Genomic DNA, 23264 nt, shown 5'->3' on the forward strand with positions numbered 1-23264 from the left:
AGTGTTTAGATGACTTTTCAGGAGAAGTTAGCTAAATATGCTGACTTGATCTTAAGTGTGGGCTTGAATCTCAAACGAGGAGAGAATATTCAAATTAAATTTGATTCGCACAATCTCGAATTAGTTCGATTGATCGTCAAAAGAGCGTATCAAATGGGAGCCTCTCATATTGTATATGATTTTCAAGATGATGAAATGAATTTGGCAAGGTACCACGATGTGCATGATGACTATTTAGATGAGTTCCCATCTGTAGTGGCCGATTTTAAACTGAATTTGTATAAAGAAGGTTTTTTGCAATTGTCGTTAGTATCTCCCCATACAAACCTGTTACAAGAAGTAGAGAGCGATCGAGTGGGAAGAATTAATAAAGCTCGCTCACAAGCTATGCAAGCAACGATGAGATACGGCATGGAAAATCACACGAAATGGGTTGTGGCAGCTGCGGCATCAAGAGACTGGGCAAAAGCTGTTTTCGAAACCTTACCTGAAGAAGAGGCCTTATCCCTTTTATGGGAGAATATCTTTATAGCAACACGTGTTACTATGGAACATCCTAAAGAGGCGTGGATACAACACGATGCTCATTTAAAACAGTATCAAGCGTATTTGAATCAAAAAAGATATTCCAAATTGCATTTTGTAAGTAAGCAGACGGATTTAACAGTAGGACTTACTCGAGGTCACGTGTGGAATGGTGGCTCGGATAAAACCATTTCAGGCGAAGTGTTTATGTCCAATATGCCCGTTGAAGAAGTCTGGACGATGCCAAATGCATTTGAAGTAAACGGATATGTTACTATGACGAAACCGCTAAACATTTTCGGTAGGATAGTGAAAACATTGAAGTTGGTATTCAAAGATGGGGAAGTAGTGGAGTATGAAAGTGATCAGCCAGACATTATTAAGTCGTTACTAGAATCAGATTCTGGAGCTAAACGTTTAGGAGAAGTTGCGCTGGTTTCTATTGATTCACCCATTGAGAAAACAGGTGTCTTATTTAAAAATACGTTATTTGATGAGAATGCGGCGAGTCATTTGGCTCTTGGTCAAGCTTACATAGACAATATAGAAGATGGCAATATCATGAGCCTTGAAGAAAGAAAAGAACGTGGTATGAATCATTCTTCAATACATCAGGATTTCATGATTGGCAACAAGGAAATGGTAGTTTATGGTGTTACAAATGTTGGTGAAGAAGAACCTATAATGATAAAAGGGCAGTGGGTAATTTAATATTAGGTGTTATGATTCTGTCACACAAGGAGGAGCCAGTCCTCGCCGCCCTTCTGGGGCGGGATTTTTGCTGTATCATCAAAAAACAGGTTGATCTCAGGTTCTGGCCCTGGATCAACCTGTTTTAGTTAAGAAACTTCTGCTTCTATGGGTTCAGCAGCTTACCTAATACGAGCAATCTGGATAAAATGACAGCTGATTCCGCCCGGGTGGTCTGGCTTCCGGGAGCAAATCGTGCTTCGCTTTGCCCCTTCATGATTCCTGCGGCAAGCAATAACTCTACATCTTCACGAGCCCACTCATGTACGAGAGCAGCGTCATTAAAAGCGACAAGCAGAGGAGAATCCTGAGTCACTTTTGCTTGTAACAGCTTCAGTGCTCGAGCTGTCATAACCGCCATTTCTTCCCTACTAATGTTGGCGTTTGGACGGAAAGATCCTTCCTTATAGCCATTTACCAACCCGTAATGGGCTGCAGCAGCGATTGCTTCACTGTACCAGGCATTCGAGTTCACATCTTGGTACGTAACGTTGTTCCCACCGCTTTGCAGATCAAGTGCTCTAACAAGCATGGCTGCAAATTCGGCCCGGCTTACTGATTGTCCTGGCGCAAACCGATCCGAGGATATCCCTTTCACAATATACCGGGAGGCTAATCTGTCAATTTCCGATTTAGCCCAATGATTGTTAATATCGGAGAATGTCATCGGGTGATTAGCAACAGTAAAGATTCCATTAGCCGTACTTTTGATGGTTACAGTCGTTGTTCCATCAGCATTTACCACGAACAACGCAGGTACGTAGCGTAGTGTGCCTGTTGTTGGATCATAGAGTAATACTACGGCAGTCGCAGGATCTACTTTTCCATTTACAGTCATCTGACGTTCAACGTATGTTGTGCCATCATAATGGGTAATTTCAGTTGTTTTATTGCCTTCAGCCACGCTTACAGTAAATTTCTTGGCGTCGCCAATGAGCTCTACACCTTGTTTCTTTGCTTGTTGCGACAGTCCGGCTTGCTCTGATTCTGTAATTGGCGATACCTGAATAGATATAACCGCCTTACTAGAATCAACAACTCCAGCTTGCTTCAATACTTGTTCGGTTAATGCCAGCGGGAAGAGATACGCTGCCCCATCACCGACAACCGCAATCATTGTATCAGGATGAGCAGTTGCTGCAGCTAATAAAGCCGATGCCGTCAGGTTAACATTTCCGTCAGAACCAACCTTAAGCTCAATCCTTGCCTGGCCTGCTTCAAGACCAGCTTTTAATGCAGCATCAAAAGCGGCTGTAGAAGAACTGGATGGAGCTGTACCGGACGCACCACCGCTACCACTCGCTCCTGAACCTCCACCTGGACTACCTGGTTCATTGGGATCGCCCGGATCAACGATCGGTGGGTTCTTGAGCGAGGCAAAGCCTAGGTTGATTTCATTGAATCGGAATTGTGGTGCAGGATTGGACACCATCTTCATTCGATCTCCACGAACAATTACATTGTCTACTGTTGCAGAGCCTTTGACTTTAGGTGTCACGTCAATTCCGTTCGTACCTGTACCGTCAATAACGATATTTTGCAGGAGAACATCTTGCATCGTAAAGTCACCGTGGGCGATAAGTCCTGCATAGGTGCTATCTTGTGCGACATTGTTCCGCAATATGATTTTGCCTGTCATATCGCTTTCTCCGGCAAATAACCACAAAGCCCCTAGACTGACTCCGTATCCGGTATCATAGCTACCGGTTCTTGTTAGTGTGTTGCGTTCCACAATAGTCGTTCCTTCAAATGGCTCTGCACTGAAACGGGTCGAGACCGCAATTCCCGCGCCATTGGTTACCGTGTCCTTTACGATATTATCCTGTATTTTGTTATCTTTGCCGCCAAATAAGACAATGTTATCCGCGAGCCACGGAATGGATACCGTGTTAAAGCGAGCCGTGTTGTTCACACTAGGCGTTCTTTCCGTACCATTCACATCGTTCAGTTTCGGATCTGTGAACGACCACATGGCGATTCCATCATCGCCTGGGTATCTAATATCACTTTGCTCCATCATGCTGTCATGTGTCCCAACGGCAAAGTTAATTCCATCAGCCATCAAATTACGGATACGTAGTCCCATCATATATAGTCCGTTGGTACGTGCTTTCTCGCCAATTGGTTGAGTCAGCCACAGACCTGCTTTGGTGTGCTCGATCCATACTTGTTGAATGACCGACTCTGGCCCGAATGCTCCGTGGAAAGCATTGGTGAACGCCTCATCGTCCCGTTCATTAATACCTCCGTCAATCAGTAGGTCATATACTTCGATCCGGCCACCATGACCAAAGAATTTGGCGCCGTTAAGTGTTGTATACCACATTCCAGCACCACGGATGATTGCCGAGTCCAAATCCAGCAAATCATCGCCAAAGTCGAAGGTTCCTGCCGGGAACCATACTCCTGTGCCCTGATTATTGGCAGCTTCTAAGGCTTTATTGAATGCTTCGGTATCATCCATACCATCATTAGCTACTGCTCCGAAATCGGTCACGGAGACGAAACCTTCAGGTTGTTGATTAGCAGGTGCGACTTGCTCCATATCAACCAAATCGATGACATAGGATTCTGCCTGATTACCTGAGTCCTTCTTCAACTGAATCGTTGCTCCTTGTGGAACGTCACCGATCAATGCATGTATTTCATCAAAGAAGCGATGTCCGCTACCTTGACGCGGGTCGTTGGACCATGGATAGCTTCCGTATTCCCATGCATATTTCGATGTTAAGTTCAGCGATTGCTTAAAGACTCCATCGATATAGAGGGATAAGGTCTCATCAGCACCTAGTCCATCCTTACTATCCGGTATCGAGTACCGAAGTACGAGAGAGTTAGCTGGTTTAGCCAGCGTAAATTCCACGTAGTCACCGCTGTTGTCCAAGCTTACAGCCTTGCGGCCAGAAGCCTCAGAAGCGATGCTGCGATATTTACGGGATGGGCCAATTAGCGTTCCGTTTGTCTTCATGTCTTCTGCTTCATAGCTGATATAAGGCACTGTTGCTCCCCGGTAAGCCTTATTCACGCTGTTCTTTACAGTTAGGCCGTCAACTTCAACTTTAGCGATAGCTTCGCTTGTTCCGCTTAGCGAAACCGAGTTCATGCCTGCTCGAAGATTCAGCGTTACTTCGGCTGTACTCCAGCCGGATGAGCCTTTAATAACAAGTTCTTGTTGAGCGTATCCATTTACAGAAAGCTGCAGCTTTTGCTCTGTATTCGCTCCATTTCTATAACGAATTTGCCCTGTAAACTTACCTTCAGTTTCTGCATTCACTGCGAAATGGATGACCGTATCACTCTTAAATGCATCCTTTGCAGGATAGGTAACATCCGAGGCTACGGGTTGGAAGCTCCATTTAGCTTCCTCAAGGGAAGCAGACTCCGCGAAGCTGATTCCGGCTGCTGTATGCAGCAATAAACCATTCGCTCTTTTGGCATTGGACAGTGTACGATACCCCAATTTATCTTCCAGCGTCCATTGAGAGCTTAAATCCCCCGTGGAACTGGAGACTATTGGCTCGAGCTTGTCATTTAAGGACAAGTAATGATTGGATGAAGTATTTTTGAGCAGATAACGTCCGTTGAAATCTTGTAGTAACCATTTGGAGTAAATATTGCTCTGATTTGCATCGGCTAATACAATCTTTCCGCCACTTTCTGCTATCACTTTGCCTTGTGTACCTGGAACAGATATAACGACCATATTGGTATCATCTTGAACTGGAGTCGTCGTATTCAAATTCCGATACTCTTGCATGTTTGGTGTTGTGAATTGCGCCGGAGCAGCTTGAAGCTCCCATTGTACTGAACTTGATGAATCCAGTAATAAACCACGTTCTGCATAACCAGTATTATTTTCAATGTTAATGAATTCATCGTCATAACCAGCATAATTACTACGAACAGTTACACGTTCTCCGTCTGGTGCCCGTTGGACTGACCAAGAAGAGGCACCGCTATCAGCTGGAGTTGCATCCTTACTCTCTAAGAAGGTATAGTCCTCAGTTAATGTTAAATAGTGTCCAGTGGCTCGATTCTGGATCAACTGCTTACCATCGGACCCTATTGATATGAGCCAATGAGCATATCCATTGTTCTCCGCAAGATCACCATACAATACGACTCCGCTACTATTCTCATAGAGATAGGATGAGCCCATTACACTCTTAATCCGAACCGGTGTCTGTGGAATAGGTTGTGGTGCGATTTGTACCGTTTCTGGTACGAAGATAGATTCTGTGCGATCGGCAGCTCCGCTTGCCTTACTTACTTTAAAGACAGGTCTGTTCTGATCATCATGTGTAGCATATAGATAATGGGCATTTGTCCACCCACTCTTGATATTAACCTCTCCAGTTTCAGGTCGATTCTCAAGCAGCCATTTGATACTGGCCCAAGAATCATACACTTCAGTCCGTGTTTCAACAGCTAATGCAGGTTCTTCTTCGGTTTCTTTACCTGCGATATTCTCCATCGATAGCGTTCTACCGCTGCCTTGGTTCTTCATGATCAGTTGCCCGCTAGCGTTCTCCTTGAGGAACCAAGTGGAAAAGTCACCATCCAGCGGTCCGTAAGTTGCAGTACTTATAGTATCCGTGCTGTGATCATCATTAAGGTATTGATCCGTTCCTTTAAGCTTGAAATGATAAAACTGCGGTTTGTTTTCTTTTACAAGTATAAACCTCCACTGTGGGCTGCCCCAAGATGGATTAATTACGCTGTATTCAGCATATTTGGTTAGGTTTTGCAGGGACATAAACTTGGTAAAGGGTTGCCCTGGCACTTTATCCGTTAAATTGCTTATGACGTATGTGCTTGCACCTAGGTTTTTTCCACTCCAGATATACGTATTATCCACGTTTGATAGATCGGCAAGCTCAGTCGCTTGAATATGGCCATCAGGCATATCGGCTATGTTCATATAGTGGCCGGTTTCACGGTTTTTGAACAGTTTGCGACCATTATATTTCACTACAAGCCATTGATCGCGCTGATCATCCTGACGGATATTTCCGTATTTCAGCGTCCCGTCCTGATTCTCATATAAATAAAAGGGCTGCCAGACATTCTGAATCCGAATGTAATGATCGGATCCATCTGTTGGTGTCGAAGGGTCAACCAACTCCCACTGTGCCTCTAGACTACTGGCATCCGCCGACACCGTGGTGGAATCTCCACCACCTATTGTAATATACAGATTAGGGTTGCCTACGTTCTGAATGGTCTTATAATCATCGTAGCTGTCGGACTCTGTGAAAGACCACTGATACGTTGCTTCCGTAGCACTGACTGGTTGGGCAAGCAAATTGCTCCCATCTATCATGAGATAATTATTACTGCCTAGATTCCGGATGCGTTTACTTAGATCATAGTCTTCCACGACCCAAGAGAAGTAAGGATTATTGTCTGTATCGATGGATCCATGCTTTATACTGCCATTATCTTCATAGAGGAAGTCGGTGGCTACATTGTTATCTGTATAAGCACCAATCCGAACGGACGGTAACTTTGAAGTGGGAACAATTTTCCACAGTGCATTTATTCCATCTGGTCCACCTGCCCAGTTATTCGAGCGAAGAACTTGGTCACTTGGTTCTTGTGGATGAATATAGTTGCCGGGTTGAGCAACACTTTCGAATACGACATAACCTGGCTTATTTGTTGCAGGTAGTTGTAACCAATGAGTTGCGTTGGGAATATCAGATGGTTTTTTTGTGGTAGATATTCCTGCCCAGGACAACTCTTCAGTATTCTGCTTAATGAGATTGCCCGTTCCTGCGTTACGTATGGTAATTTGATTGCTACCTTCTTCACTATCAATATACCATTGTGAATACAAATCACCTTCTTTTATTTCACCATGTTTCACATCACCTGTTTCTTCATCTTCATAGATGAACTCATTAGGTTTCATATTGCTTTGAATCCGTACCGGAGAAGGAGCATCAACTGAACTAAATGCCCACTGCGGACTCTCGAAGGTGATGTTGATATCCGAGCTAGCTTCGGCGAATCCAAGTTGATCCTCTTCATGAATGACTAGATTCCCTTGCGGTGCTGTTGCGCTGCGAATCACCATGAAGCCGTCCCGATTGGATAGGTCGATGATCCACTGTGTATCGATGGAGTCACCGGATGCTGTTGTCGTCAACGCATTATTACGCTGAGGGGTATTGGAAATTGTAATGTAATTACCTGTTTTGACATTTCGAATGCGTGACAATCCATTTGCAGTATCAACAGCCCAATGCGCTGACTCGTCCTGCGGATTCGTCATACCGTACCTGACCGTCGCGTTCGAGGCTTCGTACAGATAGTTTCCCTTCCATTTGTTCATGATGGTTACGGTTCCTGAAGGAATCTTTGTCGCACCAGTTCCTCCAGATGCTGCTTGAGCTGAATACGAGGGGATGACTGACAAGATGAGTAGTAGGGACATCAGGCTCGCGAATATTGGCCTGAATCGTTTCATACTCGAGACCTCCTTTGTTATTTGGACTTCCCTATCATCTTAGAATAATAGCGCTTACAATCTGATGTGTGATTTTATGGGAAAGAGGTGTATTTATACGCAACATACTTAACAGGAGTTGGACTAATTACGCTCCCAAAGCTCGAAATAAATAGCGTTATATTGTTTTAAGTCATATAAGATCGCATTTAGTTAAGTATTGTCGGATGTTCCGTTAATAACCACTTGTCTACAGGATGGGAGGAGTGCTTTCACTATGGTATACTGTTTGGAGGGATATATAGGACTAAGGATTTAGAGTATATGAAGGAGGTGCCTTGTATGAAAGAGAAAAATCAGCCGGCTGAGAGCTCGGGCTCTAATGTAGTGCCCATCTCTATGGATGCAGGCTTTTTCTTCCAGAGAGCCGTCTCTTCATTAGACCGCTATCACTATGACAAGGCATTGAAGTATTTTCGCAAAGCAGTAGAATATGAACCTGAAAATCCGGTTAATCATTGTAATATGGCGGGGATCTTGTCGGAAATGGGAGATTATGCGGCTTCAAATGCCGCACTATCCGTTGTTCTGAAGGATATCGATCCGTCGATGACGGAGTGCTATTTCTATATGGCGAACAATTATGCGAATATGGATATGTTTGAAGAGGCGGAAGAAGCGCTGGTGAAGTATTTAGAGGAAGACCCAAATGGGCAATTCCTCGGAGAAGCGGAAGAAATGATGGATTTGCTGCAGTTTGAGTTGAATCGACCAACCAAGCTGAAGAGCATTAAATCAAGAGAAGGCATTGTGGAGCATGATCAGGCAAGAGAATTGCTAGAGGAAGGTAAGTTCATCCAAGCAGTTAAATTGTTAGAGGGCGTTACGGAGAAGCATCCTGATTTCTTGGCTGCTCGTAATAATTTGGCACTGGGATATTATTATCTTGGACGGTTTGCTAAATCGAAGGATACGATTCATGGCGTGCTGGAACAGGAACCTGGTAATTTGCATGCGCTATGTAATCTAGCGATATTCTATCAATACGAAGGACAAGAAGAGTTGCTGCTAGAGCTTGCTGGACGTCTCCGCAAGGTAGTTCCGTTCCATCAGGAGCACGTATTTAAACTAGCAACTACGATGGGGATCTTGGGAGAGCATGAAGCAGCCTACGGCCATTTCAAAAGATTGCTTCAAGATGAGGAAGTTAATTTTGATCCTTGTCTTTATCATTATGCTGCAGTAGCTGCGTATAATTTGGGTCGTTATAAGGAAGCTACAACATTATGGACCCAGGTGAAGAAGCTTGATCCTGATTCTGTAATTCCTATATTCTATTTGAGCCGAATTGAGGGAATTCATGCTGGAGAGCAGGCATTGCCTATAAGCTATAACTACCACCTTCCCTATGAGGAGCAGTTCCGTCTATGGGAGGAGTCGAAGGAATGGCTTCCAAATGATTTGGGAAAGAACCCGTTGATCCGTTCCTCGTTCTTCTGGGCACTTCGCCATGGCGATCAAAAGACGAAGCTACAAGTAATTCAAGCCTTCGGCCGAATTGCCGATAGGGAAGTAGAGGAAGCGTTACAAGCATTTCTGCTCGAGCCGGATGAGGATGAGTATTTGAAGGATATGGCACTCTTTGTTCTTCGTAATATGGGCGTCACCAAGCAGATCGCAGTAACATCGGAAGGCTCGACTACTATGGTAGATCCAAGTAAGGTATCGACCAAGCTGCCAGTATGGAAGAGCGAATGGCAGTCTGTTGTGGATTTGGTATTGACGAATATGAGTAACAATTTCGATCTTCAGCAGCAATATGATCTCGAAACGTTGTGGGTCGATTTCTTGACTCGGTTATATCCAGATACTCCCGCGATCAATCATATTGAAGGTTGGGCAGCGGCACTTGAATATTTGACGGCCAAAATACACCACCTTTCCATCTCATATGATGAGGTGGCGAGTCGGTATGGTATTTCGGCTTCTACTGTCCGTAGGTATGTTGGTCGAGTGGATGAGGTGTGCGGGATTAAGGAGAAAATACAATCTGTTTTCCCGTCGGTTCAGTAGTTTTGACTATTTGGTAAACATAGCACTCGCTAACTTCACATATTAGGGGTAAAGAACGGCCTCCTTGGGAAAAACTTGTTATATAAGAGGTAGTTCAAAAGGTCATCTTTTGAACACATACTTTAAGGGTAGTTGCCTTAACTCTTACGATAGCAGGAACCGGGAGGTTAAAAGTCATGTACAAGTCTATTGTTATTGGAACGGGTCCAGCCGGGTTAACGGCCGCCATTTATTTAGCAAGGGCTAATTTGAAGCCGATCATTATTGAGGGTATACAGCCTGGGGGACAGTTAACTACGACCACCGAGGTAGAGAACTTTCCTGGTTTTCCGCAGGGGATTATGGGTCCGGAACTCATGGAGAACATGCGTAAACAAGCCGAACGCTTTGGTGCAGAATTTAGGAGCGGATGGGTGGAGGAAGTCGATTTCTCTAAACGACCTTTCAAAGTGAAGGTTGATGGTGGCGATGAACTGCAGGCAGAGACGGTTATTCTGTCAACAGGGGCATCGGCAAAATATCTAGATATTCCAGGCGAACAGGAGAATGTTGGACGTGGCGTGAGTACGTGCGCAACCTGTGACGGATTTTTCTTCCGGGGGAAGAAGATCATCGTAGTTGGTGGTGGTGATTCCGCGATGGAAGAAGCAAGCTTCTTAACGCGCTTTGCGTCCACTGTAACGTTGGTGCATCGGCGTGAAGAACTCCGTGCTTCTAAGATCATGCAAGACCGCGTCAAGAGCAATGAGAAAGTGAAGTGGGCGCTTGGACGTACACCGCTGGAAGTAGTCACGGATGATAATGGTGCTGTTATCGGCCTCAAGGTCCGTAATAATGTAAGTAATCAGGAAGAATTGGTGGAGGCGGACGGTGTCTTTGTAGCCATTGGACATACTCCTAATACGAAGTTTCTAGGTGGTCAGATTAAGATAGATGACCATGGCTATATTGTAGTCAAACCAGGGACGAGTGAGACGAATGTATCGGGGGTGTTCGCTTGTGGTGATGTGCAAGACACACGTTATCGTCAGGCGATTACTGCAGCAGGTTCAGGATGTATGGCTGCGATGGACTGTGAGAAGTTCATGGAAGGTAGTATGGTTCATGATTGGAGTGAGAATCTGTAGCTCTAACGGGTTATAGGGTTTGTTTAAAACGAAGAAGGCTGTCCCACCTAGGTTTTTGTAGATGACCTAAGGGACAGCCTTTATGTCTATTAAAGACTAATTAAGCTGCTACATCCAGCCTTTTTCCTCGGCTAGACGGACAGCCTCAATCCGGCTTTTGACATCCAGCTTATTCATGATCTCAGAAATATAATTGCGTACGGTTCCGTAAGAAAGGTGCATCGAGCTGGCGATTTGGTTGGCGGTCAGACCTTCTGCGGCAAGCTTTAGAATTTCCCGCTCTCGATCACTCAGCGGATTGTTCTCTTTGATGCTGCCGAAAATAAGCTCGGGAGATATTTCCCTGTGACCAGCCATGACACGACGGATGGATTCCGCCAGCTTATCGCTGGATTCGTCTTTGAGGAGGTAACCATGAACTCCCGTTTTGACTGCGCGCTCGAAATATCCGGGACGAGCAAATGTCGTCAGAATGATAATTCGGCAAGGAGATGATTGTTCTTTTAAAATTTCGGCTACGTCTAACCCGCTCTTTAGGGGCATTTCGATATCCATTAGACAAACATCTGGTTGAATTCGTTCGATTAGTGCGAGAGCCTCTGCTCCATCTCCGGCTTGGCCGATGACTTCAATGTCATCTTCCAGATCCAGTAGGGAAGCAAGCGCCCCTCGTAGCATACGCTGGTCTTCAGCGATGACGATTCGAATCATGCGGGTTCACCCTCCTTTCGGTCTTTCACGATGAGTGGAACTGTGACAAGGAGCCTGGTTCCTTTTTTTGTACCAGGTGATAGATTTAAGGTGCCTTCAATAAGAGAGAGTCGTTCAGCCATGCCTTTGAGTCCATTGCCATGGAGAGAATCACCTGATTCCCTGGAATGTAATCCAATTCCATCGTCCTCAATATTAACGCTCACCTTAGCTTCGGTGACTCCGATTCGAATCACGCAGTTCTCGGCCTGGCTATGCTTCACAATATTAGTCATGGCTTCTTTGATACATAAGCTTAGAATATTCTGGGTTAGGTCGGATACACCCTCTAAATGTGCATCTCCTTCTATTTCTAGAGCGATATTCGCCGATTTGAGTATTTCCCCAGCTCCTGCTAGTTCTTCCGCCACGGTAATCGCGCGCATGTCGGATACTAACTCACGGACTTGGCGTAACGCTGCCCTAGACGTTCGCTGAATTTCCGCTGCTTCAAATTGAGCGCGATGTGGATCCTTCAGAGCGAGCTTCTCCACCAGCTGACTTTTTAAAGTGATCAGAGATAAAGTATGGCCTAGTGTATCATGCAGATCCCGGGCAATCCGCATCCGTTCCTCTCGTTTGACTAATTCCTTGATCTGTTCATTTGCTTGATCCAATTCTCTCTCTAGATTCTGCCGACGATTCATTGAGCGAATACCAAAGGGTGATATCATCATGATAATAAAGAAGGGGAGCATGAACAGAATACCGGTACCATCCAATTGGTCCCTTGTTAATATCAGCGGCACAAGCTCTACGGCAGCGAATATAACCATAGCCATATTAAATTTACGTCGGTCCGTATAATATCCGATAAAATTAGCCGTGAAGAATCCCATGTACAGATTAAATGGGTTGTAGAACACGGACATGATGACGATAATCGACATCTGAATGCCCAGCCATATAGAAAAAGTAGTAGTAGCCCAGTACAATTGCCGATAACTTACTACGAATAATGCGATGAGTGCGTATCCAAGAATGAGCTTAACCCCGGTTTCGTTACGGATATTGAAAATGGGGAGGGCGATATACACTAACCAAATGAAAGGATAGAATCCTAGCTTGCTAGGGAAAAGGCGAAACTTCTCGCGTGTCATTTCATATTACACCGCTTCCTGTTTTTTTCGGATATACGTGGATAATATCATAAAAATAACAAGGTAGCCCAGTGAAATAATGACGTTGCTCCACTCTGGGGATTGCCCACGGACGATCTGCCATGCTCCATTTCCGTAATTGTAGGATGGAAGCCATGTGCTAATATGCTGCATGAGTTTTGGTAATACCTCAATAGGCATCCACATACCTCCCGCTACTGCCAATACCATATAGACTGCGTTGCTGACACCACTGGCGGTATCCACCCGTTTCATCGCACCAATGAGTGTACCGATGGCGAGGAAGGGAAGGGAGCCGATAAGAATCCATAGACCACAGGTAATCCATTGATAAGCTGACAATGAGACTCCGTTCATTAAGTAACCAGCAAGAAATATTAGAATAATCGAGAAAATATGCATCATCGTTTGACCGAACATTTTACCTAGAAAATAAATGCGTCCCGGCAATGGGGTAATCCGCATAAAGGTAGCCCAGCCTTCTGTACGTTCCTGAACAAGCCTTATTCCAAGCGTCATAATGGATGAACCCATGACACTGAACGTTGTCATCGACATGAGGTAGTGTGCTTGCCACAGTTTGGGGTCACCGTTTCCTGTGTTTACGATACGGGTGAAAATAAAGTAGAACAATATGGGCATCAGCAGAGACCAGAAGACGTAATAAGGATTTCGAAATATCCTTAGTAGCTCAGCTTTACATTGCATCACGGTCTTATTCATAGTTAAACGGCCTCCTCTTGATTCTGGGTCAATTGCTCAAAAGCTTCATCAAGACGTCCTTGATCAATTCGTACATCACGTACAGGTAATCTTCCAATAAAAATAGCAGCTAGCGCTGAATCCGTATCGTCAGTCGTTACATGAATTCTACCGTCCTTATCGTAGCACTCTGATATATCAGGTAGAGCCTGTAGCTGCCGTCTAAATTCAGGACTATCCTGATCAGACAGAAATGAAAGGGACCGCTTCACAATTCGAGCTTTGATCTCTTCAGGTGTTCCGTCAGCGACGAGGGTACCACGACTGATGAGAAGGATACGGTCAGCCGCATCGTCGGCTTCTTGCAGATAGTGAGTTGTGAATACAACGGTTTTACCTTGATTGGATAATTGGCGGATGCTATCCCAGAATCTACGTCGTGCTGTGGTGTCTAAGCCTACCGTAGGCTCATCAAAAAATATTAAGTCAGGATTACCTGCTAATGCGAGTGCAAAGCTTAAACAACGCTTCTGTCCACCAGATAGCTTCTCGGCATATCGATTCAAATCGCTTGGAGTTAGGCCGGTTAGGTTGATCAGATATTCCATTTCCATAGGGTGCGGATAATAACTGCGAAACAGTTCGAGAACTTCACGTACCTTTAGGCGGTCAATGACACTAACCTGCTGTAGCATAGCGCCAATCTTCTCACGTACTGCGATATCCTTGGGGTGTCGCCCAAATATCTTTACGTCTCCTTGGGTTGGCTCCAGCATGCCTAGCATCATGGATAGGGTCGTAGTTTTTCCTGCGCCGTTTGGGCCTAGGATTGCTACGATAGAACCTTTTTGAATATTAAAACTGATATTGTCGACAGCCTTTTTTTCCTTGAAGGATTTGCTGATTTGCTTCATTTCCACAACGACTTCCATAGAAGGTTCGCCTCCAGTTATAAATAACGTTTCTTGCTCTGTTTCAAGAATATATCAATAGAAGGTATGTAGTTAGTAAGGACTGTCATGAAATGAAGGTGACAATTGTCATTTTTTTATTTCGATAATTTTTTGAGTTATTTCCTAAAATATACATTAAGTCACATACTTATAGTAAATCTCAATTTTATAATGGTGCTGTTCATAAATTATATTAAGGAGATGGACTTGTAATGGGGAAATATGTAGTTGTGAAAAAAGAGGATTGTACTTCGTGCGGTTCCTGTATTTCTGTAGCCCCGGACATCTTTGATCTAGATTATGACATGCTGGCTGAAGTGATTTACGAAGGGGATAGTAATCGTGGGATCACTAGTATTGCTGATGATTTAATTGATGAACTAGAGGAGGCCATGGACAGCTGCCCAAGTGAATGTATATTTCTAGCTGCGGTCCCTTTTGCGTAAGGTTCAATCGATCTCTAAATGCCTCTCCCCCTGCTTAATCTCTCATACAGACTGACCACTTAAGCAGCGGTATTATTAATCCTTCATCACTTATATGCTTCTTTTTGAAGTACATATAGATGATGAAGGATTTTTTGATTCATTCTATCCACTGTCCGTCTTCAGGAATTAAGACCTGATGTGTCAGCTTCTCTAGTTCAAGACGACGAAGCAAATCAGAACGTGTGACAAGGCAGTGATTGATGGCATCCATGTGTACGGCGATAACATTTGTGTCCGGTGCGTAACGACATAAGGATACTACATCATGATCATCCATTGTAATAGGGTCACCAACCGTGAATCTTGCACCTCCAGCGTTAACGATCGTCATGTCAGGATGATAGGTATCAACAGCACTGCGAACTTCTGGGCACCAAATTGTATCCCCAGCAATGTACAGCGTAGGCTCTCCATCTGCTTGAAGAATAAATCCCGAGACATTTCCCATGAGTTGTCCGATCTCGCCCTCCCCATGTCGACCTCCAGTTCGAGTCAAAATAACACCTAGTCTATTCAATTGATCGACGATAGGAATGACCTGTTCAAATCCAGCAGAATGGAACACGGAATCATCTCCAAGCTGGCACAGGATGGGGGTTGATTTGGGTAATTTCTCGACTGCTTCGGGATCCCAATGGTCGTTATGCAGATGAGTTACGATTACAGCGTCCGGATTCAGCCAATGATCCACGGATAATGGAAGTGGAACCAGTGGATTCCGTTTGTCATTTGCCGAGTTAGTAATGGGAGGGTATGCTCCTGCTTCTCCAAGCATCGGGTCAATCAGAAACTGTAATCCTCCGTAATTGAGCCAAAGGGTAGCATGTCTTACGAGTTGAAGTTTCAATGGATCCACACTCCTATTCATATACAAACGATATGCTACAATTATATAAGAATAGTAAAACGACTCATACGATCCGATGAAAAGATAAACCGCAATTTGCTTGCGTTATGAAAGGAATGTTGGTGAAATGATGAATCATCCTATGATTGACGAGACCGATCTGGCTATTCTTCAGCTATTGCTGGAGGATGCAAATCTTTCGTATAAAGAGATTGGGCAAATGGTTCACATGACGGGGCAAGCAGTGGGGGCACGTGTACGTAAACTGGAAGACCTTGGTATAATTGAGGGATATACACTTCGTTGGAATCCTGAGCGTCTTGGTTTGGTGGTTCGTGCTTTTGTGACGGTATTCATGAAGTCAGGCTTGGCTCATCAATCTTTTCAGGATTATATTACCGACAAAGATAGTGTGACAGAAGTACATCGTGTAAGTGGCGAAGGGTGCTACTGGATGTCAGTCCGAGTGGACACTCTGGCCCGGTTAAACGAACTTCTAGACGGTTTGCTGCAGTTTGGAAATTATAAGGTTAGCTTGTCCATAGGTCAGGTGAAATAGGGGAGAACATCCATTATGGAATGCTCTCCCCTTTTCCAATTATATAGGGTCTATATCTCTTTGCGACGGAAGTACATGATCCCAGCGGCAAGGAACAGTACAAAGCTGCCGAGTATCGTAATGATCAGACTTTGAAATGGAAGATTGAAGGCGCCAAAATCCATCTCTCCATGAGGGATCATTGCCAGAAGGGGTTGCGCCCAGGGATAGAACGGACCGATTTTATCTGAGTTGAGGATTAGCATATTGGGAATAGTTAGCGAAACATTGAGTGCTAACGGGGCCGCGAAACTAGCCCAACCGAGTGAAACCCCAAGTTGAAGTGCTGCAAGCGGCATACAGGCGATCCAGCCTCCAATGACACTAATGGAGATCATGCTCCAAGGTATCGGATATGAAAACGCTAAGGACCAGCTAACGAATAACATGCAGATCAGAAAGATCAATTGGCATAGCGCTAATAAAGCCATAACAACGGTGAATTTGGCTAAATAAACGGCGGTACGCGAGACGGGGAGAACGAGGAGTTGCTTCCAACCCCCACCCGTATGTTCATATCGGCAAATGAATGCGGAGAACAAACCAGCCATAATTGGCAAGAACAGCATGCCATGGATCAATGACATACTAGAGACCAGAATTGGCCAAGGATCTATCCCTTCGGGGGCTCTCTCAAGAAGTCCAATCAACATGGCGATCAGGGGGCTGGCGATAGTCACGAGCCAAAGATGTGACTTGGACATTTTCAGTGATTCAGCAGATAGTACTCTTAGAAAAGTCCTCATTTTAATCCACATCCTTTCGATTGAAGTGAACCAATCCGATGAACATAATGATGAATCCAAGACAAAGCCCAGCAGAAATAAACCATGCGTTATTAGGACCTGCATATCCCATCGCCGGCCAATTGAGCGGGAACCATTCTGACAAAGTCCCAGCGAATGGGGAGACAAGTGCAGCAGTCACCCCTAATGAAACTGGCAAGGCCTGATTTCGGAAGCTCAGCGAGAGCCAGAGCTGAAGAGCTAGCATTGGTAGCGCCGCGAAAAAAGGGAAGAAACCCAGTTTGATCGTATCGGCGATTAGCGGAAAAGAAAACCCAAAGCCAAAAGCCAATCCGAGTATTATCGTTGCAAGCGACAGTAGGATGCAAGAAACGGATAATAGAATAACGCATAGCGTGAATTTTGCGCTGAAGACGGCGGTTCGTGAAATCGGCAGGGCGAGTAATTGTTTCCAAGAGCTCATTTGATGCTCGACATTGGCTACTAATGAAGCGATGAGTGTACAGCCGAGATACAGGGAAATGGGGACGAAAAATGAAATATTAGTGATTAAACCTCCCCACAGATCATCGGCATATTGTTGCTTCATATAATCGAAGCGGAGTCCGAAATTGAGCGCCTGCATAGCGATAATGCCGATGGGAGCTAGAAAGACTAGGAACCAAATCCCTTTCTTACGAATCTTCAGGAAGTCCGCTGATAATGAGCGAATCATCATTGGACTCCTCCCTCCCCGATCACCTGCATGAATATATTTTCTAGTGATTTTTTCTTTTGCTCGACACGATAGATTTCATGTCCGTTTTCTACCAGTCGTTTAACCAGAAGAGCAACCTGCGGATCTTGCATTCCAGGGAAGGTTAGAGTTCCTCCTTGCAGCGTTCCGACTGCTCCTAGGTCGCGAGCTAACCATAGGGCTGACTCAGGTTCCGTGACGACCAGCTCCATATCGTGAATAGACTGGAGCAACAGGTTCTGAATAGTATTCTGGAAGACCATTTCCCCTTGAGAAATAATGCCGACCGTATTAGCCATTTGTTCTATTTCTCCTAACAAGTGGCTGGATATTAACACTGTAATACCGTGTTGTCCTGGTAGACTCTTAATGAGCTCGCGAATTTCTTGAATACCCGACGGGTCCAGGCCGTTCGTCGGTTCGTCTAGTATAAGTAGCTCGGGATTACCCAGCAGAGAGGCCGCAATGCCTAACCGTTGTTTCATGCCAAGGGAGTATCCTTTGACCGGACGATGTGCTTCCTTACTTAAGGAAACGATATCGAGCACTTCATCAATACGCGATTTTGGTACACCTAAGATTCGGCGAATCGCTTCAAGATTGTCAATTGCGTTCAAGTGGCCATAGTAGGAAGGGTACTCCACCAGTGACCCAATCCGGCGTAGAATATCTAATTTGTCTTTACGTAGATCCTGGCCGAATACTCGAATCGTTCCTTCTGTAGGCTGAATCAGACCAAGCAGCATGCGGATGGTGGTCGTTTTACCTGCTCCGTTAGGTCCGAGGAACCCATAGATATCACCTTTAGCGATTTCAAGATTTAAGCCGTTTACAGCGGCGCGTCCACGGTATTTTTTAGTCAAATTCTTTGTTTGAATGATCATTTCACTCACAATTTATCACCTCGATATGCATCATATCGTCCTAAGTTTAAAAGTAAGGGTCAGCCAAGTTTAAATTTAGTTTAAAAAAAATGAAAAAAGCCCTGATTCCTACAGCTGTAGACTGTAGAGAATCAGGGCTTTAGTGCAGACAACAGGAATTAGCAGGAATTCCTCCAGTTAAGTCCGTCCTGTTTAACGCTAAGGGGGACTTAACAGGAATTTCTCCTGTTAATCTCGCCGATAGGAAGAGGTAGAATGAGATATGATAGAAATAGATGGAGGAAATCCAGCTAAAGTGGGGGAAAGTAGAATTTCTCACTAAATTAACGGGAGTTTTTCCCTCACATAAGAGAACAATAACCAAATGTGTTTAGTAATCACTAGAACTCAACCGGATATATATAGATCGAAGTCCCCTCACTTGATGATTCCGTATCTCGAACGAGCCCCATTTCGCGCAGCAACAAGTCAACAATGGGTAGCCCCAGCCCGGCACCTTTGGCGGGAGAACTTGAACCCATACCTGGGCCGTGATCAGAGATGACCAGTGCTGTTCTTCCTTGCCATTTCTTTACGGAAATTCCTACATAACCACCCGTGCTAGCGTGACGCACGAGGTTCTGGAATAAGTTATCGAGCACGCGGCGAAGTCCCGGTTCGTCCACATTCCAATGTAGGGGTTCGTCATCGGGGAGCTCAATATCGGCTTCAATACCTGACTTTTCCCAGACGGGATACCAAGCAGCCGCACTCTCACGTACGATTCGCAGTATGTCTTGTCTCTTTAGAGATAGGGCATATCGACCACTGGAGAGTAAATTATAGGACAACAAGTGATCGATGAGTCCGTCAAGATCCCCGATCTTAGACTCCATGAGGGAAAGTGATTTTTGTCCCTGCTCTGATAATGGTTCTTTGGAGATGGAATAGAGATGACTGGCTAGAACCGTTAACGGAGTCCGTAAATCATGAGAAAGATTGCTGATGAGGCTTTTACGAAGTTCTTCTTCCTCATGCTCCCGCATTCGGCTACCATTCAAATCGTCAACCATATGGTTAAATGCCGTCTCCAAGCGACCGATCTCGTCCGGTCTGCCCTCTTGGATAGGGGTAGGAACGCCATTCTCCCCCGTATAGGTCATGGCTGCTTCGAGCCTTAGTAAACGCCGTCGGATATCGCGGAAGAAGAGGTAGGATAAGAGAATGAAGGATATCAGCATTAATGAGAATAAACCTATATAAATACGAACATCGCTAGGCTGACTTGCTACGGTTTGTTTCAAAAACTTACGTGGTAACTCAAATACCATGAATCCTTTTTTTGTTTCTTGATGATCACCGATAAAGGCAACAATGGTTAATGGATCGGAGTTGACCCTTTGCTTCATGAAAGCAATGGTGTCTTCAATGGACCAATTCGTAGGTAACGCTGCTTGCTTAGGTAATTGAAGGCGAGTTGTCCCTTCCGAATCGACCCAGAAGAGAGAAGCGTCGGGATATTTTTGTTTCAACTCTTCTAGTCGTTTGTTTATATCTTCCGGTGTTGAAGTAGCGAGTGCCAGGGCTTCATTGTGCCATATAGTTTCAAGCTTTGCCGAGGATTGATAGATTCTATTCTCCACGATTGGGATAGGGGGATAAAGTATACGGTTGATACCCCAAGAAGCCAGAAGGCTGAACGGAATAAGGACAGGTATAAATAGGAGTGCCGCAGCAATAATCAGGATAAACCTGGTCAGTAACGAGCTGCGCAATTTCTTTCTTGGTTTTAGTTTCATGACCTCACCCTATAACCGATCCCACGTATCGTCTCGATAATCTCGGGAACGGCCGGATCGCGTTCAATTTTTTCCCGTAAATGACGAATATGCACCATTAAGGTTTTGTCTCCATCCAGATAAGACTCTCCCCATACCGCCTCATAGATTTGCTCTTTCGTCATGATTTGCCCCATGTGGCGTAATAAATAGCTAAAAATATAAAATTGTTTACCGGTTAAGACAATTTCTTCTCCAGTATCTTGATTCACAATTATATTCTCCTTCTCATGAAAGAGCAGATGCTTGATTTTGAGCGGCTCAGGTGATGGAGATCCTGTTCTTCTTAATAGCACCTCAATACGTGCGACCAATTCATCAGGGTGAAAAGGTTTGGTCAAATAGTCATCAGCAAACTGAAGCCCCTGCAACTTATCATCAATCGAACTCCGAGCAGATAACATTAGCACGGGGAGCAGAGGGGATTGTTTCTTAAGACGTTGCCCAACCGTAAATCCATCGAGTCCGGGGAGCATGACATCTAAGATGACCAATTGGCAGGAGGTAGCTTCCTCCAGAGCACGATCGCCACTCGTGAGCCATGTTACTACGTAACCTCGCTCTTGTAGATTCCGGCAGACCCAGTCACCGATTTCAGGATCGTCTTCTATATATAGCAAATGTATATTCGTTGTATTATTCATTGAGCGTATTCCTCCTAATGTATCTATTGTGGCAAATTTACTATTAAAAATAAACTACTTACTGTAAACATTCTGCAATTTGTGATTGCAATCACAAGGTCGTGCTACGGCATGTGCTACTTTTTAAGTGAGAAAGGTTATCAATAGAATTTGAAGGGAATGTAGGTGGAGTCATATGAGTAATAGCATCGATTTGCGTAAAACCGTATACGAGTTATGTTCAGCCGATCCCAAAATCATGGACATGATGGTAGAGCTCGGTTTTGAGCAATTAGCCTTGCCTGGCATGCTGCAGAGTGCCGGACGTTTCATGACTATTCCCAAGGGAGCTAAGCTTAAGAAAATTAAACTTGAACATATTAAATCGACATTCCGAGCGAACGGTTATGAGATAGAGGAATAGATGGTTACGATGAATTATCGTGAAAGAAGAGCGGAATGAGCCATTTGAATCTGGAGAAGCGCTAGCGTTCGCCTTTGCAGCCGAATTATTACCTTGTAGGGTGTAAGAAATCAGATCATCTGGCTGCAACAGCGATCGAAAGATCAAACGGTTTACGTAGCGGATAATTTCTTTTTTATAAATATCAAACTTTGAGGAGGAATCATCATGAGCGAATTGATCAATAATCGCGAGTATTTGGTACCAGAGCAAGGTCGTCGTCAAGAGATGCTGAAGGAAATCATGAAGGATCTGCACGCAGGGAAAAGTGTTGATGAGGTGAAGGCGCGTTTTCAGGAAGCTGTGGGTGACGTAACTGTCGAGGAGATCTCCGCGATGGAGCATGCTTTAATGGAAGAAGAAGGAATACCGGTATCTGAAGTGCAGCGGTTGTGCTCCGTGCATACGGCCATTTTCAAAGGATCAATTGAAGAGATTCATCGTTCGTCGAAGCCGGAGGATCAACCCGGGCATCCGGTGCATACGTTCAAACTAGAGAATCGTGAAATCGAACGGTTAGTTAATTTCAAGCTGCAATTGCATAGTGACAAGTTCCGCGTAGAAGATAGCACCGAAATGATTTATAAATTACTGGATGATTTGAACCTCTTGTTAGATATCGATAAGCATTATAGCCGTAAGGAGAACTTATTGTTCCCCTACTTAGAGAAATACGGCATTTATGGGCCTACGAAGGTGATGTGGGGCGTTGATGATGGAATTCGCGCGATGATTAAAGAAGTTAAAGGCAAATTAATGAACTATGATGGGGATAAGGAAACCTTAAGCATTGATTTAGCCCGTATTATTTCAGAAGTCAATGAAATGATTTTTAAAGAAGAGAACATTTTGATACCAATGGCACTAGGGAAATTGACTGAAGATGAGTGGGTCAAGATTGCGGAAGAGAGTGAACTAATTGGCTTTTGCCTCGCAACTCCCGAGTCGAAATGGATTCCAGAGCGGGTTCCAATGGTAGGCGTGGAATCAGGCGAAGTGGTAGAATCGGACGAACAAGGTGACGCGAAGCAGATGCGTCAAGGCTTCGTCAAGTTCGACACGGGCATATTATCTATGAAGCAGTTGGAAGCGGTAATGAACCACCTACCCATTGACTTAACCTTCATTGATGAGCATGATGTTGTACGTTATTTCTCACACGGTAAAGAACGGATATTTGCCCGGACCAAAGCAGTGATCGGACGGACGGTACAGAACTGTCATCCACCGCAAAGTGTGCATATCGTGAATGAACTACTAGCTGATTTTAAATCGGGTAAAAAGGATAGTGAGGATTTCTGGATCGCGATGGGTGATAAATTTATCTATATTCGTTATTTTGCTATTCGGGATGCTGAAGCCCAATATATGGGAACTTTGGAGTTCACGCAAAATATTGCCCCGATCCGTGCACTAGAAGGGCAGAAGCGGATTATGTCCTAAGCAGCATCATAGCCATCTTGAATCTCGTCTTAGCGAGTTTCGGGGTGGCGTTTTTTTGTCCTCCTGTGATCTAGATCATTCCCCAAAAGCCTTATGATTACTGGGTTTACGATTACCGCCGTCTCTTGACCGAAAGGGTGGGTTCGCTTATAGTTGGTACGTAGGAT

Annotated in this window: 18 protein-coding genes; 7 read left to right on the top strand and 11 right to left on the bottom strand. The window is 44.6% G+C overall.

Annotation, left to right across the window (positions count from 1 at the left end):
• Window positions 1–9 precede the first annotated feature (9 nt).
• The gene (locus IEW05_RS21065) at window positions 10–1236 is read left to right on the top strand and encodes an aminopeptidase (protein WP_188541837.1); all 1227 of its coding nucleotides are present in this window, start codon (window positions 10–12) and stop codon (window positions 1234–1236) included.
• Window positions 1237–1381: 145 nt separating this feature from the next.
• Here IEW05_RS21065 and IEW05_RS21070 read toward each other — a convergent pair whose 3' ends face one another.
• The gene (locus tag IEW05_RS21070) at window positions 1382–7747 is read right to left on the bottom strand and encodes an S-layer homology domain-containing protein (protein WP_188541838.1); all 6366 of its coding nucleotides are present in this window, start codon (window positions 7745–7747) and stop codon (window positions 1382–1384) included.
• Between the two features lie 321 nt (window positions 7748–8068).
• On the opposite strand from IEW05_RS21070, the gene IEW05_RS21075 reads away from it, so the two are divergent.
• Entirely contained in the window at window positions 8069–9799 is a 1731-nt protein-coding gene (locus IEW05_RS21075; RefSeq protein ID WP_188541839.1) for a tetratricopeptide repeat protein, read from the top strand.
• A 176-nt stretch (window positions 9800–9975) separates the two neighbouring features.
• Window positions 9976–10926, top strand: a complete 951-nt coding sequence (gene trxB / locus IEW05_RS21080) for a thioredoxin-disulfide reductase (protein WP_188541840.1) — start codon at window positions 9976–9978, stop codon at window positions 10924–10926.
• 108 nt (window positions 10927–11034) lie between these two features.
• Here trxB and IEW05_RS21085 read toward each other — a convergent pair whose 3' ends face one another.
• The 4 genes from IEW05_RS21085 to IEW05_RS21100 are packed head-to-tail and all read right to left on the bottom strand — an operon-like array spanning window position 11035 to window position 14431.
• Entirely contained in the window at window positions 11035–11637 is a 603-nt protein-coding gene (locus tag IEW05_RS21085; RefSeq protein ID WP_188541841.1) for a response regulator transcription factor, read from the bottom strand.
• Window positions 11634–12776 carry a sensor histidine kinase gene (locus IEW05_RS21090; RefSeq protein WP_188541842.1) on the bottom strand — a complete coding sequence of 381 codons (1143 nt, stop codon included), beginning with the start codon at window positions 12774–12776 and terminating at the stop codon, window positions 11634–11636. The genes IEW05_RS21085 and IEW05_RS21090 overlap by 4 nt, the downstream gene beginning before the upstream one ends.
• A 6-nt stretch (window positions 12777–12782) precedes the next feature.
• Window positions 12783–13520 (bottom strand): ABC transporter permease, encoded by a 738-nt coding sequence (locus IEW05_RS21095; RefSeq protein WP_188541843.1) that lies wholly within the window; start codon window positions 13518–13520, stop codon window positions 12783–12785.
• 2 nt (window positions 13521–13522) lie between these two features.
• Complete coding sequence (locus tag IEW05_RS21100) at window positions 13523–14431, bottom strand: ABC transporter ATP-binding protein (protein ID WP_188541844.1); 909 nt, start codon at window positions 14429–14431, stop codon at window positions 13523–13525.
• Between the two features lie 233 nt (window positions 14432–14664).
• Between IEW05_RS21100 and IEW05_RS21105 the strand changes: the two genes are divergently transcribed.
• A complete protein-coding gene (locus IEW05_RS21105) occupies window positions 14665–14898 on the top strand; it encodes a ferredoxin (RefSeq protein WP_188541845.1) in 234 nt (77 codons plus the stop codon).
• A gap of 139 nt (window positions 14899–15037) precedes the next feature.
• On the opposite strand, the gene IEW05_RS21110 is transcribed toward IEW05_RS21105, so the two are convergent.
• Window positions 15038–15787, bottom strand: a complete 750-nt coding sequence (locus IEW05_RS21110; protein WP_188541846.1) for an MBL fold metallo-hydrolase — start codon at window positions 15785–15787, stop codon at window positions 15038–15040.
• Window positions 15788–15917: 130 nt separating this feature from the next.
• On the opposite strand from IEW05_RS21110, the gene IEW05_RS21115 reads away from it, so the two are divergent.
• Window positions 15918–16346, top strand: a complete 429-nt coding sequence (locus IEW05_RS21115; RefSeq protein WP_188542087.1) for an Lrp/AsnC family transcriptional regulator — start codon at window positions 15918–15920, stop codon at window positions 16344–16346.
• 50 nt (window positions 16347–16396) lie between these two features.
• Here the strand turns inward: IEW05_RS21115 and IEW05_RS21120 are convergent, their stop codons facing one another.
• The 5 genes from IEW05_RS21120 to IEW05_RS21140 form a co-directional block, all read right to left on the bottom strand.
• Window positions 16397–17131: an ABC transporter permease gene (locus IEW05_RS21120; protein WP_188541847.1), complete on the bottom strand. Its 735-nt coding sequence runs from the start codon at window positions 17129–17131 to the stop codon at window positions 16397–16399.
• Between the two features lies 1 nt (window position 17132).
• Complete coding sequence (locus tag IEW05_RS21125) at window positions 17133–17849, bottom strand: ABC transporter permease (protein WP_188541848.1); 717 nt, start codon at window positions 17847–17849, stop codon at window positions 17133–17135.
• Window positions 17846–18760 (bottom strand): ABC transporter ATP-binding protein, encoded by a 915-nt coding sequence (locus IEW05_RS21130; protein WP_188541849.1) that lies wholly within the window; start codon window positions 18758–18760, stop codon window positions 17846–17848. Before IEW05_RS21130 ends, IEW05_RS21125 begins: the two co-directional genes overlap by 4 nt.
• 371 nt (window positions 18761–19131) lie before the next feature.
• A complete protein-coding gene (locus tag IEW05_RS21135) occupies window positions 19132–20529 on the bottom strand; it encodes a sensor histidine kinase (RefSeq protein ID WP_188541850.1) in 1398 nt (465 codons plus the stop codon).
• Window positions 20526–21212, bottom strand: coding sequence for a response regulator transcription factor (locus tag IEW05_RS21140; RefSeq protein WP_188541851.1), 687 nt, complete (start codon window positions 21210–21212; stop codon window positions 20526–20528). The genes IEW05_RS21135 and IEW05_RS21140 overlap by 4 nt, the downstream gene beginning before the upstream one ends.
• Before the next feature lie 175 nt (window positions 21213–21387).
• Here IEW05_RS21140 and IEW05_RS21145 point away from each other — a divergent pair, with 175 nt between their 5' ends.
• A complete protein-coding gene (locus IEW05_RS21145; RefSeq protein WP_188541852.1) occupies window positions 21388–21615 on the top strand; it encodes a DUF1858 domain-containing protein in 228 nt (75 codons plus the stop codon).
• Window positions 21616–21822: 207 nt separating this feature from the next.
• Window positions 21823–23097, top strand: coding sequence for a DUF438 domain-containing protein (locus IEW05_RS21150; protein ID WP_188541853.1), 1275 nt, complete (start codon window positions 21823–21825; stop codon window positions 23095–23097).
• Window positions 23098–23264: the final 167 nt, after the last annotated feature.

The organism is Paenibacillus segetis (assembly GCF_014639155.1).
In the GTDB taxonomy this organism is placed as follows: Bacteria; Bacillota; Bacilli; order Paenibacillales; family Paenibacillaceae; genus Fontibacillus; species Fontibacillus segetis.